The organism is Paenarthrobacter sp. NPDC057981 (assembly GCF_042886835.1).
GTDB lineage: Bacteria > Actinomycetota > Actinomycetes > Actinomycetales > Micrococcaceae > Arthrobacter.
Window position 1 is genome coordinate 56,551 of record NZ_JBHVQI010000005.1, and the last position, 16,476, is coordinate 73,026.

The 16,476-nt window shown below is 63.3% G+C and carries 14 protein-coding genes; 3 read left to right on the top strand and 11 right to left on the bottom strand.

Going from position 1 to position 16,476, the window contains the following annotated elements:
• Window positions 1-19: 19 nt before the first annotated feature.
• The 4 genes from ACFVSI_RS07540 to galU form a co-directional block, all read right to left on the bottom strand.
• Window positions 20-820: an SDR family oxidoreductase gene (locus tag ACFVSI_RS07540; RefSeq protein WP_387821517.1), complete on the bottom strand. Its 801-nt coding sequence runs from the start codon at window positions 818-820 to the stop codon at window positions 20-22.
• A gap of 6 nt (window positions 821-826) precedes the next feature.
• Complete coding sequence (locus ACFVSI_RS07545; protein ID WP_387821737.1) at window positions 827-1,708, bottom strand: hypothetical protein; 882 nt, start codon at window positions 1,706-1,708, stop codon at window positions 827-829.
• A 130-nt stretch (window positions 1,709-1,838) separates the two neighbouring features.
• Complete coding sequence (locus ACFVSI_RS07550; protein ID WP_387821520.1) at window positions 1,839-2,465, bottom strand: GNAT family N-acetyltransferase; 627 nt, start codon at window positions 2,463-2,465, stop codon at window positions 1,839-1,841.
• A 5-nt stretch (window positions 2,466-2,470) separates the two neighbouring features.
• On the bottom strand, window positions 2,471-3,406 hold the full coding sequence (gene galU, locus ACFVSI_RS07555; protein ID WP_186313510.1) for a UTP--glucose-1-phosphate uridylyltransferase GalU: 936 nt from the start codon (window positions 3,404-3,406) through the stop codon (window positions 2,471-2,473).
• A gap of 98 nt (window positions 3,407-3,504) precedes the next feature.
• On the opposite strand from galU, the gene ACFVSI_RS07560 reads away from it, so the two are divergent.
• The 3 genes from ACFVSI_RS07560 to ACFVSI_RS07570 all read left to right on the top strand — a co-directional run bounded on the left by ACFVSI_RS07560 (window position 3,505) and on the right by ACFVSI_RS07570 (window position 5,409).
• A complete protein-coding gene (locus ACFVSI_RS07560; protein WP_387821524.1) occupies window positions 3,505-4,119 on the top strand; it encodes a 5-formyltetrahydrofolate cyclo-ligase in 615 nt (204 codons plus the stop codon).
• A 143-nt stretch (window positions 4,120-4,262) separates the two neighbouring features.
• Entirely contained in the window at window positions 4,263-4,538 is a 276-nt protein-coding gene (locus ACFVSI_RS07565) for an FmdB family zinc ribbon protein (protein ID WP_387821527.1), read from the top strand.
• Window positions 4,539-4,899: 361 nt separating this feature from the next.
• Entirely contained in the window at window positions 4,900-5,409 is a 510-nt protein-coding gene (locus ACFVSI_RS07570) for an RcpC/CpaB family pilus assembly protein (protein ID WP_387821530.1), read from the top strand.
• 14 nt (window positions 5,410-5,423) lie between these two features.
• Here the strand turns inward: ACFVSI_RS07570 and ACFVSI_RS07575 are convergent, their stop codons facing one another.
• From ACFVSI_RS07575 to ACFVSI_RS07605, 7 genes are all read right to left on the bottom strand, one after another.
• Window positions 5,424-9,581, bottom strand: coding sequence for an AAA family ATPase (locus ACFVSI_RS07575; protein WP_387821533.1), 4,158 nt, complete (start codon window positions 9,579-9,581; stop codon window positions 5,424-5,426).
• A gap of 162 nt (window positions 9,582-9,743) precedes the next feature.
• Window positions 9,744-11,333, bottom strand: a complete 1,590-nt coding sequence (guaA, locus tag ACFVSI_RS07580; RefSeq protein ID WP_144659519.1) for a glutamine-hydrolyzing GMP synthase — start codon at window positions 11,331-11,333, stop codon at window positions 9,744-9,746.
• Window positions 11,334-11,442: 109 nt separating this feature from the next.
• Window positions 11,443-11,943, bottom strand: coding sequence for a DUF3817 domain-containing protein (locus ACFVSI_RS07585; protein ID WP_144659516.1), 501 nt, complete (start codon window positions 11,941-11,943; stop codon window positions 11,443-11,445).
• Window positions 11,940-12,815, bottom strand: a complete 876-nt coding sequence (locus ACFVSI_RS07590; protein WP_387821538.1) for an SURF1 family protein — start codon at window positions 12,813-12,815, stop codon at window positions 11,940-11,942. Before ACFVSI_RS07590 ends, ACFVSI_RS07585 begins: the two co-directional genes overlap by 4 nt.
• 81 nt (window positions 12,816-12,896) lie before the next feature.
• On the bottom strand, window positions 12,897-13,385 hold the full coding sequence (locus ACFVSI_RS07595) for a PTS sugar transporter subunit IIA (protein ID WP_144659511.1): 489 nt from the start codon (window positions 13,383-13,385) through the stop codon (window positions 12,897-12,899).
• 47 nt (window positions 13,386-13,432) lie between these two features.
• Window positions 13,433-15,184 carry a glycerol-3-phosphate dehydrogenase/oxidase gene (locus tag ACFVSI_RS07600; RefSeq protein ID WP_387821541.1) on the bottom strand — a complete coding sequence of 584 codons (1,752 nt, stop codon included), beginning with the start codon at window positions 15,182-15,184 and terminating at the stop codon, window positions 13,433-13,435.
• Between the two features lie 90 nt (window positions 15,185-15,274).
• Complete coding sequence (locus tag ACFVSI_RS07605; protein ID WP_387821544.1) at window positions 15,275-16,408, bottom strand: GuaB3 family IMP dehydrogenase-related protein; 1,134 nt, start codon at window positions 16,406-16,408, stop codon at window positions 15,275-15,277.
• Between the last annotated feature and the right edge of the window lie 68 nt (window positions 16,409-16,476).

Here is a 16,476-nt window from a genome sequence, read left to right on the forward strand (position 1 = left end):
CCCGACCAGTGTCCCTAGGCTACAAACTTTCCCGGCGCTTTTCCAACCACGACACGAACGTCTCCGTGCCAACCGCATGCTCCGGAACGAGATTGTGGCCGGCGCGAAGAAAAGCACCCATGGAACCCGGCAAAGGTACGCTGATAATCCTTCCCCGCGTCCCAGTAGTGGCCTTCCACTGCTCGGCCATTGAACGCATTGGCAGCACGTCAGGCCCACCCACCGTCCGCACCCGATCCCCAGTCGCAGGCGAATCCGCCAACGCCACCGCCAGCAACTCCCCTGCGACGTCGGCCGGCGAGATCGACTGGAACGCAACACCCTTGAACACAGGGATCAATCCCACCCGAGCCCCGGCGGCAAAGATCCCGGCGACGAGGCCGTAGAACTGGGTCGCACGCACCACCGACGTCTCCAGGGCCGCCTCCGCATACTTGCGTTCCTTGGCAGCCTTGGAAACGTAATACGGGAATGTACTCAGATCGCAGTTGATGATGGACAGCAGCACGGCCCTCCGGACACCCTGCGCCACGGCGGCAGCGAGAAGCCGCCCACCGCCGTCGGCGAATTGCTTTTGCGCCTTCCCGAACTGGCCTTCAAGGCAGTCAATAACGACGTCGGCACCTGCCACCGCGGCCGCCAGGCCAACGCCCGTGGTGACATCGCCGGCGAAGTAGGTGACGCCGTCGTGACGGCCTGCAGAACCGGCGTCCGGGACATGGCGGCTAAGAACCGAAACCTGGTGCCCGGCATCCACAGCAAGCCGGACGACCTCTCGGCCCACCTGGCCAGTACCACCGGCAACGCAGATGGAACTCATGCCGTCTCAGGCGCGGCGTCGCTGCAGGACATCGTCCAGGTTGCTCAGGGCGCTTTGGCCCTTAGGGGAAACTGCCGCTGCTTCAGCTTGTCCAGCCGACTGCTTCAGGACCGGCTTGCCCACGGGCTTCGGCGCTTCCGGCAGATCCAGCGGTTCAGGCGCTGGGCGCTGGGCCTTCGCCGCGTCAACGTAGGTGGGCTTCGGAACCTCGACGGGCTGCCAGCTGGCACCCTTCGTGTCTGCAGCGGCCTGCGCCGACTCATCTCCAGCCGCGACAGCAACGGCCAACGCCGCTTGGCGCAGTTCCACGGCCGACAAACGGGCGCTCTCGCGGTTCTTGGCCTCGGCGTCGAAAACTGCAGTTTCCTTAACCTCAACCGCCGGTTCTTTCGGCAGGTAGCGTGCGGGAGTCGGGATGGTCGATGCCTGCGCAGCCCGGCGCGCGCGCCGTTCGCGAAGGTCGCGGAGGGCAAGCTTACGCAAAACGACGACGGCGACCACCGCACCGATGAAGGAGACCACTGGCAGCCACACAGAGCCCGTGCCGAAAAGGCGCACAATGCCGGAAACGATAGCCGTCAGCAGCAGGACAAGCCCTGACAAGGCCAGAGTGAGCCGCGCATAGCGGATGGTAAAGGGAGTGGGGGCCGGCTTGCTCGCCGAGGACTCGGACACACGGGATTCCTGGGGCGACGCCTGTGCTTTGCTGTGCATGGTCTCCATCGGTTTCTCCTGCTGAGGTGCCAAAGTCAGTACCACCCCTGCCTGCGGTTCGTCTGGTTCGTCGTCGAAAGCCTCTGCTGGAACAGCGGCCGCTTGGACTTGCTGGCGTCTGTTCCGCAGAACGTACGGCGCCACCCAGACCATCCACAACGCGACAGTGACCACGAGTATCACTGAGCTGCTGAGAGGGAAGTCCACATTCAAAACCGTAGAAGCAAATCACCGGGGGTGGCGGCATTGCGGCCGGTGTGTCGTGGTCGAGTCCGCAAATGACTGGAGATAAGACCGAAACGGGCTATGACCTGCCCGTTTGTCCTTTGAGCCACCTGCGCAAGAGACCTTCCGGAACTTCCTCGGACGTCAAGGCGAAGGAGCGGTGGTCGGCCCACTGTCCATTGATGTGCAGATACCTTTCCCGATACCCCTCATCGCGGAATCCAAGCTTCTCCACTACCCGCAGGCTGGGCCCGTTTTCGGGCCGGATGTTGATTTCCATCCGATGCAGCCCGAGCACAGTGAAGCAGTGGTCGGTAGCCATCGCCACCGCCGTGGGGGCGATGCCACGGCCGGCCCGGTCCTTGTCCACCCAATAGCCGAGCGTGGCCATCATGGCCGATCCCCAAACAATGGAGGAAACCGTCAACTGACCAACGATTGCGGCTTCGCGGACACCAGCTGTGCGTTCAACGATGACGAATGGCAAAGCCGTTGAGTGGCGTGCTTGCTCGTTCAAGGACGCAACCATTTGGCGATAGCTGGGGAGGCGGCCGCCCGGAGCCGGGTTGGACGCCTCCCACGGCGCCAGCCAATCACTGTTCCGCGAACGGACCTCGGACCATTCCCGCTTGTCGCGGTACCGGATAGGCCGCAGTGCCAGGTCTCCGCACTCCAGCGTCACCGGCCAGATCGCAGAACCGTACATCCTGGTTACTGGGGAAGTGTGGCCGTGAAGTTCGGCAGCCACTCGCGCAGCTCCGGACCGAGGTCCTCACGCTCGGCTGCCAGCTCGATGCAGGCTTTGAGGTAGCTGAGCTTGTCGCCGGTGTCGTAGCGTCGGCCACGGAAGACCACGCCGTACACGCCGTAGCCCTCTCCTTCGCCGGCAGCCAGCACCTCAAGGGCATCGGTCAGCTGGATTTCTCCGCCGCGGCCCGGGCCGGTCTTCTCCAGGACCTCGAAGACAGCCGGGTGCAGCACATAGCGGCCAATCACGGCCAGATTCGAAGGCGCCTCTTCGGGGGACGGCTTTTCCACCAGTTGCTTGATGCGGACGTAACCGTCCTCGTCGATGTCCTCAACGTCGGCGCAGCCGTAAGCGCTGATCTTGGACGGCTCCACTTCGATCAGGGCCACGACGGAACCGCCGGTCTTCTGCTGGACAGCGATCATTTCGCTCAGGAGATCGTCGCGGGCGTCAATCAGGTCGTCACCGAGCAGGACGGCGAAAGGCTCGTAACCGACGTGCTGCTTTGCACGAAGGACAGCGTGGCCCAGGCCGTTGGGATCGCCCTGACGGACGTAGTGGATGTCGCCGAGGTTGGTGGCGGACTGGATGGCTTCGAGCTTGGCGGTGTCGCCCTTTTCAGCCAACGTCGCTTCAAGGGCCGGTACCCGGTCAAAGTGGTCTTCCAGGGCGCGCTTGCTGCGTCCTGTAATCATGAGGACGTCGTGCAGGCCCACCTTGACCGCTTCTTCGACGACGTACTGGATGGCGGGCTTGTCGACCACAGGCAGCATTTCCTTCGGCATCGCCTTGGTGGCGGGAAGGAACCGGGTACCAAGACCCGCTGCGGGGATGACAGCCTTACGGACAGCGTTGTTATCGAGAGTCACCGGACTAATGTAACGGAAGGAACAGATCATCGGCTAAACCCCCCGCCGAGCGGGGTGCACATTTTCCTGGCTGCTCAACACCGCGCAACAATTCAATCGCACCTGACATACCCGAGGATTGGACAGAGATGGCAACAAAGGAAGACATCCGCCGCAGCCGGCGACTCTACAGAAGGGCCCTGTCCCCGGAGCAGATCGCGGCGGCAGGCGAAGCCCTGGCCCAGCATGGAACGGCCTGGGCCAAGACCATCACATCAGGCGAACCGGCAAGGTTCGCCGTGTATGTAGGGGTCGCGTTCGAACCGCCCACCATGCCGCTCCTCGAGGCCCTTCATGACGCCGGCCACGAGGTCCTGCTTCCTGTTTGCGAACCGGAGCGCCAGTTGAGCTGGGTGTACTGGACACCGTCTACGGTCTTCGAGCGGTCTACCTACGCCCCTATTGACGAACCCCTGGGCGAGCGACTGGATAGTTCAATAGTTGCCACGGCCGCTGGGATCTTCATGCCGGCAACCGCCGTGGATCGTGATGGAAACAGGATCGGCCAAGGCGGCGGATACTACGACCGGCTGCTGCAGGGCCTCGATGCCTCCGGTCAGCGGTCGCCCACCATCGCGGTGGTGTACGACGACGATTTGTTGCCTTCCGGCTCCATACCCGCCGAGGCTTTTGATCGCCCCGTGCGGGAAGTACTGACGCCTTCCGGCGTCGTTGCGCTGGATGATGCCGGCGAAGACGCGTGAAGCGTGGTGAGTTCCGGCACAGGTGCTGGCACACGTGCCGGGGGCGGATGATAGAATTGGCACTCAGGCCCTGGGACTGCTAATGCGGAAACTCTTCGCTACGGCGCCACAGGACCTGAACTTTGTCCTAAAGGAGGAACTCAGTGCCCACATACGCATACGCCTGCAAAGACTGTGACCATGCCTTCGACATCGTCCAGTCCTTCTCAGACAGCTCCCTGACAGAGTGCCCGGAATGCAATGGCACGCTGCGCAAGAAGTTCAACAGCGTAGGCGTCGTCTTCAAGGGCTCCGGTTTCTACCGCACCGACTCTCGTGACGCCAAAGGCAGCAGCACCGTTTCCGCGGCGCCCTCAGCTCCAGCCGCACCGGCTGCGGCTGCGACGCCGGCTCCCGCAGCAGCGGCCGCAGCAAACTAGGTCCCCGTCTTTTCCACATAGGGAAGCCGGCCCCTGTAAGGGTGCCGGCCAAGCCCGTTAGCGTGGCGGCATGCCACCAACTTCCCGAAGCGCCCTACTTGCCCATGCCGAGCGTTCAGCAGGAACAGCTGACAACGAACCGTTTCGGCCGCGAGTGCAATACCGACCGCCCTCCCGTCGTGGCGCCCGCCCAACATTCAGACGCGATGGGCCTCCAACCCCACGTCAACGGCCACGACGCACGCCCAGAGCCTGGATTTCGCGTAACCGCAGGCTCTGTATTGCCCTGCTTCTATCCCTTGCCGCAGGATTGGCCGTCCAGCAGCTGACTCCGGCGTCGGCGGTGCACATCACTGTCCTCGTGGCAGCACGGGATCTACCGGCTGGTTCCAGTCTGAGGGAATCCGACTTCACCACAGTGGACGTCGCACCCGAACTCGCTGTACCCGCGCAAGTTACGAATCCCGAGAGGCTCGTCGGGCGCCAACTGGCTTCTCCGCTGGGCAAGGGGCAAATCCCAACGGATTCAGTTCTCCTGGGCCCTGGCCTGCTCACCGGCACTCCCGCAGGTTCCGCTGCCGTTCCACTCCGCATGGCCGATCCATCCTCGATTCAGCTCCTTTCGCCAGGGCAGCTGGTGACGGTGGTCCTTACCGCGTCCGGCTCCCACGATGAATCGCGCCAAAGCCAGGTTCTTGCGGGACCCGTTCCCGTACTTTGGACCTCGGCTCAGGGTGGTAAGGCGGGAGAGTGGCTGGGGACGAGTGACACCGACGGGCTGGTGGTGGTTGCAGCCAACCCCCAACAAGCAGAAAAGCTTGCCGGCGCGTCAACGCAAGGCAAGCTCTTCTTTGTTCTGGTCAGCCCCTGAGGCTTTTCAAGCGATCATCCCCAGTGCGGGGGCTTCTGCTCCTTCAACCACTGCTCATGGTCGTAGCCGGCCTCATCGCCCCAGGCGCGGGGGTCGTCCTCTGCGGCCTTTGTCGGCAGTATTCCGCCGGAGCTGTGCTTGGCAGGCGTCGGTTCCGTGGCTTTTTCAGCGCTGGTCTCCTCTTCGCCGCTGGCGTCGCCTTCGGCACCGCCGTTGGTCGTGCCGCTGTCCTGTTCCGTCATTGCTGCTTTCCTGTCCGCTGCCTGGTCCCGCTCGCTGCCATCTTCCTCGGGCTGCATCCCCGGGGCGGTGGCCGAAGAGCGGGTGAACGCCGGCTTTGCCTTGTCCAGATTCAATTGTTCAACATCCATGTCCAGGAAACCATGCTGAGGAGATTCCGTGGAGGTCATGATGTGATTCTCCAAGCCGAGGTAGGAGCCGATCCGGTCTGCGCAGGAGGACGGGTCGGTGAAGACCTCGATCGTCCACAGCGACATATACCGCCAGCCCATGCGCTCCAGAAGCTGCGGCCGCAACCTGCTGCGTTCACGGACACTCATGCGTCGGTACCGTTCTGTGCCATCGGATTCAATGGCCACGGGCGTTGGGATCTCAGCGCCCTCACGGCCAATGGTGTGCACCGGATCAGCAGCGGCGGCAATGTCCAGGACGCCGTCGTAGAGGTGCCACACGCGGGCACCCCTGGCACGCAGGCGTTCTCCGAGGTCGGCAACCAACGGGTCTTCGCCGAGGGCCTGCTCACTGGCAACTGCCCGGGATGCCGGGGTTCCGAGATTGCTGTTGCCGGAGAGTTCCCGGTCCAACAACTCATAGAAGTCCACGGCACCGTGCGACAAACGGTCCAGGTCAAGATCCTCAGGCCGGAAGCAGCTCAGCACGTGCATGGAGCGCCGAGCCCTGGTCATGGCCAAGGCGAAGCGGTTACGGCCGCCTTCAGCCGACAGGGGGCCAAAGGAGTGAAGTGCCCGGCCGTGGGGTGTGCGCCCGTAACCGAGGGAGAAGATCACGTGGTCCCGGACCAGGCCTTGCGCGCGTTCAAGATCCACCACACGGAACGACTCAGGGCCGGCAGCGAAGAAGGACGACAGCAAGGGATGATTCGGCAGTTGAAGCCTGATGGCCTCACCGATCCTGGCAGCGTGGCGCAGGCTTGCCGTCACCACGGCCAAACTGGTACGTGGACGCAATGTGGCATGCTCGAAGACAAGATCAACCACACGGTTCACTTCGGCCGTGACCGACTCCACCCCCTCGTGATCGACTCCGGGGAGTCCGGTGCCGTCGGGAATGTACTCGACAAGGATCGACCGGTCCAAGCCTGTGACCGAGTTGCCGTCGGGCAGCCGCTTCAGGCCGCCGTCGTAGTAGTTCTTGCTCAACTGCAGAATCAAATCCTCGTCAACTGCCCGGTAAACCCAGTTCAGTTGCCACGAGGGCAGGACCCGGGACAGGGCCTTGAAGGCACTCTCCACTGTTTCGTGGCCGGCGACGCCAGCCACCGGCGGTTCAACAGCCACGCTGAAGGTCCGGGCGTTGGCGATCTTTGCGTCGCCGAATGCGACCACCTGCTGTGCACGTGCGATCGCGGGAAGGACCGCCTGCAGGGACGTCGACTCAGCGTCGATGACCACTACGGCGTCGAACTTCTGCTCCGCGGGGAGGACCCCCGTGAGCAGATACGGGCTGACCGACCACACCGGGACCAGCATCGGCACGAGGTCCGGAGCTTGGGCGCTCAGTGCAGGCAGAGTTACCCGGCCATCCTTCAGCAAGGCACGCAACAGCTCCGCCTGGCGGGGATGGTCAACCAGCCCTTGGCGCCATCTCTGCGCCAGCTGCCACCGGAGCCGGGCAGCGCCGCTGGCTATGTGGGCTTGGTCGGCCAGCCGGAATTCAGCTTCAAGGCGGCGCAGGGAGTCGCCGTCAGACATGGCGAGGTAGTCGTCGCCGCTGATCATCGCTTCCAGGGCGGACTGCCACCAGGCCAGATCCAGTTCGGCAGCCACCGAGGACGCGGGAACTTCCCGTTCCGCCAGATCCGCCAGCAGCTCTCCAAGGCCGTGCTCGCGCATCTCCTCGATCAGGAGGGTGCGCTCCGGCAACGACTCGAGGGTTTCTGTGTCTGCCACGAGCCTCTCAAGGCGCTCCATGAGCTCCGGGTAGGGCGTACCGTGCAGCGAGCCGCCAGCAGAGGTGTGTTTGAGGGCGTCTCCGAGCCTCCGAAGTTCGGTATCGAGCTCGCGGTAGAGCGTACCGAGGTCGGCCAGTCCGGAGGGAACTGCCGGGTGACGTTGCGTTGTGGCGTACCCTGCCCAGAGAGCGCGTTGCTCCTGGACAAGAACCAACGAACTGTGGAGGTCGGCAATGTGAACACCGGGCCGTACATATTCCTTGGCCACGCGCCGCAGCCTGGAGCGCTGCATGGATGGCATCTCGATGTTCCGCTCACGCCGCCACGCTGAACTGGCAGTGGCCGAGATGAGGTCGTGTACCGGGCGGTCAAAAATGTCCGGCGTGAACTTGTCCAGGCTCTCGCGCACGGCGATAAGCAATTCGAGCTGGGCACCCCACTCGGTGAAGGTGTCACCAAGACGGATCTCGGCGTGATCGGACACCTGCTTCATGCGGTCGCGCAGGACGGGGAGTTTCTCCGCGGCCAGGCGGGCAAGCTGCTGCGCTTCCTCGGTTTCTTTGCGGGTGACCAAACGGGCGCCGTACCAAGGGCTGCTGGTCGAAGCCCGGCTGAAACTGCCAAGTTCTGCGGCACGCCGGAGCCGGGCAGCAAGTTCCTCGCGGTCCTTGATGTTGTCCAGGACGCTGCGCTTCAGACGCACCGTCGTGGAGGGAGCCGGGTGGATGGATGTCAGTTCCGCAAGGGACTGCATGGCCTGGTACGGCGAGCAACCCCAGCGTTCACGGACGTTGTGCAGGGATGCCACGTGGTCCATGAGCGCGTGACGATGTCCGGTCAACGTCTGGTGAAGATTGCCCAGCTGTGGCTCGAGCGCCTTCTCGTTGCGCATAATTGCCCGCACCAGCTGGGCTTTTAGCTGCTGCGGCGTTGTTCCGTTGCCGGGGCGGAAGAGCAGCGAATCAAGTCCCAGTGATTCCAAGTGCGCTGACAATCCGGCGAGGCTGGACTGCCGGTCCCCCACCACCAGGACCGACTTTCCTTCGCAGACCAGCGCACCGATGGCGTTGATGGCAGTCTGGGTTTGCCCACTGCCCGGAGGCGTACTGACCACCAGGGAGTCTCCGGCGCGGACGGCGTCAACCACGTATTGCTGGTCCGTGTCGGCATCAAGCAAAAGGAGTTCATCGGCCGGATCGCGGACGTCCAGGCTGGGGAACCTGCCTGCCTTGATGGGTTCCGGCTCGATGTCGCCGCCGTTGGCTGCCGTGGCCAGTGCGGCCACCGTGGGATTGTTCAGGTTGATCCACGGATCGTCCAGGTTGCCCGACAGGTCGGCAAGGGTTGTCACCAGGAGGTTGAATTCCACCTCGGCGCCATGGATGGGCTGAACCAGCGTGGACAACCGGTCCAGGACAGGTTGCGGATCCAATCGCGCGGTGTTGTATGCCATGCGGGCCACGGCGTTGACGTCAAAGACGATTCCATGGACGGTCTTCAGGTGGCGCACCAAGGCGGGGTTCATGCGCGCTTGCTCGGTGAGCTGAAGTTCGAAATCGTCCTCCCCCGGCCGGACCGTGAGAACGATGGAGGTGAGCATGACAGGCGCGGAGACACGCTGCGGTTTGCCACCGACGGCTGATGTCCACACCACGGTACCGGCGGACAAGTACCCGGCTTCGATGCCGCGGTCGTTGCTGAGCTCGAAAATCTTCGACCTGATGTTGCGGGCTGCCCGAGCCGCCACGAGATATTGCTGGCGGTCCCTGATCAGGGTGGACAGGCGTGTCCTGCGGCCTGCCAACAACTGCGCCAGCCCTGAAGGGTGTGCGTTGCTGAGATCAATGGCGCCTTCGGGCGTCTTGACGAAACGCAGCATAGTGTCTGCCCCAGTGACGGGTTTGAGACCAGACAGCCATTTACGGAGCTCTTCAGAGCCCTCTTCCTGGCCTTGACCTACTGACACAACTTCTGCCTTCTTTTCTGTACTAGCTTTAGACGCCTTGGACCATACCGGCATACTTTCGAGGGTAGCGGGAATCCACGGCCAGCCCGCTCCGCAACGCTGTTCCGACGCGAAATTCACCGGTTTTCACAGCTTGCTGCCTTTTCTCATACCACGGGGGAACTGCGCCAAATACAAAGTGGCCGGCCTCCCGAAGGAAGCCGGCCACTCAGAATGCTATTCCCACTCGATGGTTCCCGGTGGCTTGCTGGTGACATCCAGCACCACGCGGTTCACGCCGTCCACCTCGTTGGTAATGCGGTTGGAAATGCGGGCCAGAAGGTCATACGGCAAACGCGACCAGTCCGCCGTCATGGCATCTTCCGAAGATACCGGGCGCAGGACGATGGGGTGCCCGTAGGTACGTCCGTCACCCTGGACGCCGACGCTGCGGACGTCAGCAAGGAGGACCACCGGCATCTGCCAGACGTCGTTATCCAGGCCTGCGGCCGTCAGTTCGGCGCGGGCAATGGCGTCGGCCTTACGGAGCAGGTCAAGACGCTCCTTGGTCACTTCACCGACGATGCGGATACCAAGACCGGGGCCGGGGAACGGCTGGCGGCCTACGATTTCCTGGGGCAGGCCGAGCTGGGCGCCAACGGCGCGGACTTCGTCCTTGAAGAGGGCGCGCAGCGGCTCAACGAGCTCAAATTGCAGGTCCTCCGGAAGACCGCCAACGTTGTGGTGGCTCTTGATGTTCGCAGCACCCTCGCCGCCACCGGACTCGACGACGTCCGGGTAGAGCGTGCCCTGGACCAGGAACTTGATCTTTTCGCCCTCAGCGGCCGCCTGGGCGATGATGGCCCGCTCGGCTTCTTCGAAGGCGCGGATGAATTCGCGGCCAATGATCTTGCGCTTGGTTTCGGGATCACTGACACCGGCAAGGGCAGACAGGAAGCGTTCCTGCTCATTGGCGACATACAGGTTGACACCCGTAGCGGCCACGAAGTCGCGTTCGACCTGTTCGGCCTCGCCTTCGCGAAGCAGGCCGTGATCAACGAAAACGCAGGTGAGCTGGTCGCCGACAGCACGCTGGACAAGGGCAGCCGCAACAGCCGAGTCCACGCCACCGGAAAGGCCACAGATGACCTTGGAGTCCCCGATTTGCTCGCGGATGCGCTCCACCTGCTCTTCGAGGATGTTGCCGGTGGTCCAGTTCGGGCTCAGTCCGGCGCCCTTGAACAGGAAGTTTTCCAGGACATGCTGTCCAAGGACGGAGTGCTTCACTTCCGGGTGCCACTGCACACCGTAAAGGCGCTTCTCGTCGTTGGCGAAGGCAGCGACCGGCGCTCCGGCCGTCGTCGCCAGCACCTCAAAGCCTTCAGGTGCCTCATGGACGGAGTCGCCGTGGCTCATCCAGGTGTTTTGGGAGGCCGGGACGCCGTCGAGGATGGAACGTGCGTCCCCGACGAGCAGTGCTTCGGTCGCGCCGTACTCCCGCAGGCCCGTCTGGGCCACCTTGCCGCCCAGGGCGTTGGCCATGGCCTGGAATCCGTAGCAGATACCGAACACGGGCACGCCGGCTTCGAAGAGGTCGGCCTCCACGAACGGGGCACCTTCGGCGTAAACGCTGGAGGGTCCGCCGGAGAGGATGATGGCTGCCGGGTCTTTGGCCAGAAGCTGCTCGGTGGTGAAGGTGTGCGGAACGATTTCCGAATACACATTTGCTTCACGGACGCGGCGGGCAATCAGCTGCGCGTACTGGGCACCGTAGTCAACAACCAGCACCGGCTTCTGTGAAGTCTGGGGTGCGGTGGGAGTAGTCACCAGTCAAGACTACTTTGCCGGACCGCCCCCGCGCACGTTGACAAGGGCGGTCAGCGAGCAAAACAGGCCCTCCCGTTAGGCATCTCACATCCAGGATGCCCGCAGGCTCCTAATAGCGCTTGGACGCTTGTGGGTTGGCGGCCAGTTCCGCCTCCACCTCAGCGTGGAACTTCTTCTCCACGATGAAGGACAAGAGGGGAACAACACCGCCCAGCGCCAGCAGAACCATCTTGGAAAACGGCCACCGCATCAGGGACCACAGGCGGAAGTTGGAAACGAGGTAAACAACATACATCCAGCCGTGCACGATCAGCACAGTGGTGGAAATGTTGAAACCGCCAATGACACCCTTGGGCTCGGATTCGGCGAAACCGAACCCAAACGGCTGGCCAGTGACCGCGTTGGTACCGCCAGCGAAGAGTGAAACGCCGAAACCGTAGCGTGCGATCAGTTCGGCACACAGAAGAAGCAGCATGGCGCCGGTGAGGTACGCCATGACCTTGTAAAACTTCAGGGCCGAACGGATTTGGGCTTCCGTCCCTCCGAAACGCCGCTTCTTGGGCTTCGGTCCTGACTGCTCAGGCTGGATGGCCGGTTTGGGCTCAATCATTGCTGCACCTTAGGTTCTGGGTCTTGACTTGCAGGTTCGGTTGCCGCCGGGACGGCGTGGGGTTCGTCTGGAAACTCGTCGGAGTACTCGTGGTCTTCGTCGTCTTCGTCGTCCTCAAGGTCCCGACGGTAATCGTCACGCACCAGGCGCCACCAGATGAAGACCGAAAAACCGGCAAAAACCACCCATTCCACAGCGTAGAAGAGGTTCAACCAGTTGACCTGCTCCGCCGGTGGCTGTGCCGGGATATTGAGTGCCTTGACGTTTCCGTCCAGCGGTATGGTGGCGCCACCGCTGACTTCGGACGTCGCTGCGATGAAGCCGGGGTAGCTGGAAACTTTCCAGGTATTGATCAGTTCCGCGGTGGAGACCGCTGATGCCCGGCCCGGGCCGGCGTCGACGTTTGGTACGGGAGCTTCGGAAGGGATCAGGCGACCGGTCAGCGTCACAGTGCCCGACGGCGGCGGCCCGGCTTGGGCGGCGTCAGCCACCCAGCCGCGGGCTACTGGAATCCAGGTTTGCGGCGAGGCTGCGACACCCTTGAGCACGGGAGCGTCGTTCACCGCAAAGGCCGAGACAATCCAAAAACCCTTCTGGTTGTTGTACAGGCGCCCTTCCACCAATACCTGCTTGCCGGGGTCATAGCTGCCCGTAGCAGTGACCATCTGGTCTGAAACCGAGCCGGGGAAGAACTGACCCGGCTTGAGCACGTCAACCAGGGGCTTCACTTCTTCGACGCTGGACGGAGCAGGGGCCTCGTGCTGGGTTGAGCGGCTGAGCTGCCATTGGCTGAGCAGCACAAACACCGCGGACAGCAGAAGCGCAAAGACCAATCCTGCGATCCAGCGGGGTTTCAGGGCAGTTTTCAACACCCCTTAACCGTACTTCGTCCGGCTGTAGAACAACGAAACGAGCCTTTGCAAGGAGGCCTGAAGGCAGGGCCGGGTTGACCCCTAGTGGTCGAAGAACACCAGGCTGGAATTGATGAGTTCGGAAATGACCTCAGGGTCATGCGCACGGCGCAGGGATTCCCTGAAGGACTCCTTCGAAAGGGAGCGAGCCAGAGTGGCCAGGACCTCAAGGTGGTCCGAGAAGGAACTGGCCGGCGTGGCGATGAGCAGGATGAGCGTCGCGGGGCCGTCGGCAGCCCCGAAGTCCAACGCGTGGCCAAACTTGGTGACCCCTACCGCGATGGAAATCCTGTCCACGAACTCACTGCGGGCATGCGGAAGGCCGATTCCCCCGGGAAGGCCGGTAGCCAGCTGGTGTTCGCGTGAATGCACCTGTTCCAGGAAGCCCTCGAGGTTCGAAATCCTTCCGGCCTGATGGAGTTTATGGGCCAACTGTGCCGCGGCATCGATCTTGTCCTCGGCAACAAGCTCAAGAATGACCGTGTCCGGGGTGGTCAGTTCCGCATCGTATCGGTCCAGTGGTTCAGCCAAGTCGTGTTCCCTCCATGTGGCCTGCCGGCCTCAATTCCCTGGGCCGGTCAGCGGAGAGGAACGATGTCATCCACTCCCAGACGCGCGGCATCGGCCGATTCGTCATCGGGTTGCTGTTGACTGAGTCGCTCAGCCTCCACCCGTGCCAGGTAGTGTTTGATCTCGCTTTCACGCTGGGCATCGCTCCAGCCAAGGATTTCTCCCATCAGCTTAGCCACTACGGGCGCCGCAGACACACCCCGGTCCCAGGCTTCAATGGAGATGCGCGTGCGGCGGGTCAAGACGTCGTCGACATGCCGGGCACCCTCATGGGTGGTTGCATAGACGACTTCCGCGGCGAGATAATCATCGGCCCCCGGCAGCGGCTCCCCCAACTCGGGCCGTTCGGAGATCACGGACAACACTTCCGATGCCATGGATCCGAAGCGGTTGAGCAGGTGTTCGACCCGCGCCACATGCACCCCGGCTTGCTCGGCGGACCTGCCACGCCGGTTCCAGGCAGCCTTGAATCCTTCGGCACCCAGCAAGGGAATGGTGTCCGTGCAACTGGACGGGACGCGTTCATCCATGGCCCTGGTCGCCTCGTCCACAGCATCCTTGGCCATGACGCGGTAGGTGGTGTATTTGCCTCCCGCCACCACAACAAGACCGGGAACGGGATGCGCAACGACGTGCTCGCGCGACAACTTGGCGGTGGAGTCGTTGTCTCCCGCCAGGAGCGGGCGGAGACCGGCGTAGACGCCCTCGACATCCTCACGGGTCAGCGGCCTCTTGAGTACTTTGTTGACGTGCTCCAGCACGTAGTCGATGTCCTTGCTGGAGGCAGCAGGATGGGCCTTATCCAGCGTCCAGTCGGTGTCCGTCGTCCCGATGATCCAGTGCCTGCCCCAGGGGATCACAAAGAGCACGGACTTTTCGGTCCGAAGAATCAAACCCACCGTGGACTGGAAGCGGTCGCGTGGCACCACCAGGTGGATGCCCTTGGACGCACGAACCTTCAGCTGGCCGCGGTCGGTGACCATGGCCTGTGTTTCGTCCGTCCACACGCCAGTGGCATTGACCACCTGCTTGGCCCGCACCTCAAAGACGCTGCCGTCTTCCTGGTTTTCCACCTTGGCGCCCACCACGCGTTCACCTTCGCGGAGGAAGTCCACCACGCGCACCCGGTTGGCAGCGTGCGCGCCGTAGTGAACAGCGGTCCGGACCAGGTTGACCACCAGCCGGGCATCGTCAACCTGGGCGTCGTAGTAGCGGATGGATCCCACGAAGGCGTCGTCCTTGAGGCTGGGAGCCGCACGCAGTGTGCCACGACGGAAGAGGTGCTTGTGCATCGGTACGCCGCGGCTGTGGCCGGACGTCAATCCCAGGGTGTCGTACAGCATGATGCCCGCACCCACGTAGGGGCGCTCCCAGAAGCGGTGGGTCAGCGGGTAAAGGAACGGCACCGGGCGGACCAGGTGCGGAGCGATCTGCTGGATCAACAGTCCGCGTTCCTGAAGGGCTTCCTGGACCAGGCCGAAATCCAGCATCTCCAGATAGCGGAGGCCACCATGAATGAGCTTGGAGGACCTCGATGACGTACCGGAGGCCCAGTCCCTGGCTTCGACGATCCCAACGGTGAGTCCCCGCGTAACTGCATCCAATGCAGCCCCGGCGCCCACCACGCCACCACCAACGATCAGGATGTCCAGCTCCTTGCCGGGCTCGGCAGTGGATTTCAGGACATCAATGGATGCGGCACGGGATTCCGGGCTCAATGCTCCCGGAGATGCCTGCGGACCGCCTGCGACATTGCTCATCGGACCCCTCCTCAAACGCAACAGCTGGTAATCCCCTACCCTACTTGCTGCCCGTCGAGTTGGGCAGGGCTGCTGTTTCGTCCCGAAGGTTTAGCCGAGGTACGGCGAGACGACGACGTCGACGCGCTGGAATTCCTTCAGATCCGAGTAGCCGGTGGTCGCCATCGAGCGGCGAAGGGCGCCAATCAGATTGGACGTTCCGTCGGTGTGGTGGCCCGGTCCGAACAGGACTTCCTCAAGCGGTCCAACGGTGCCGACGTTGACACGGTCACCGCGCGGGGAATCCAGGTGGTGGGCTTCCGGACCCCAGTGCCAGCCGCGGCCAGGTGCTTCTTCAGCGCGGGCCAGGGCACTGCCGAGCATGACGGCGTCAGCGCCCATGGCGATGGCCTTGACGATGTCGCCTGAGCGGCCCATGCCGCCGTCGGCAATGACATGGACGTAACGTCCGCCGGACTCATCCATGTAGTCACGGCGCGCTGCGGCGACATCGGAGATGGCCGAGGCCATCGGCGAGTGGATGCCCAACGCGCGGCGGGTTGTGGTCGTGGCGCCGCCGCCGAAGCCGACAAGGACGCCGGCCGCGCCGGTCCGCATCAGGTGCAGGGCGGGGGTGTATCCGGCCGCGCCACCGACGATGACGGGAACATCGAGTTCGTAGATGAACTGCTTGAGGTTGAGTGGCTCGTGGTTCTTGGAGACGTGCTCGGCGGAGACGGTTGTGCCGCGGATGACAAAGATATCGACGCCGGCAGCCACCACGGTCTTGTAATGTTCCTGGGTGCGCTGCGGGGTGAGGGAACCTGCCACGGTCACGCCTGCGGCGCGGATCTCGGCCAGGCGGGAGCTGATGAGTTCCGGCTGCACCGGAGCCTGGTAGAGATCCTGCATGCGCCGCGTCACGGCCGGGCTGCTGGTCTCGTCGGCCAAGCCGGCGATCTCGTCAAGGACCTTCTGCGGGTCCTCGTACCGGGTCCACAGTCCTTCAAGGTCCAGGACGCCGAGGCCACCCAGGCGACCAAGAGCGATGACAGACTCCGGAGACATCACCGAGTCCATCGGCGCACCGATCACCGGCATGTCGAATTTGTAGGCGTCAATCTGCCACGAAACCGAGACGTCCTTCGGGTCACGCGTCCGTCGGTTCGGAACGATCGCGATGTCATCCAGGGAGTAGGCACGACGCCCACGCTTGCCACGGCCAATCTCAATCTCATAAGTCACGGCTCTAACTTTACTGGACCCCTCGCGCAACCTGGCACCGCCCCGCAGGCCGGGCAGCTATCCACATG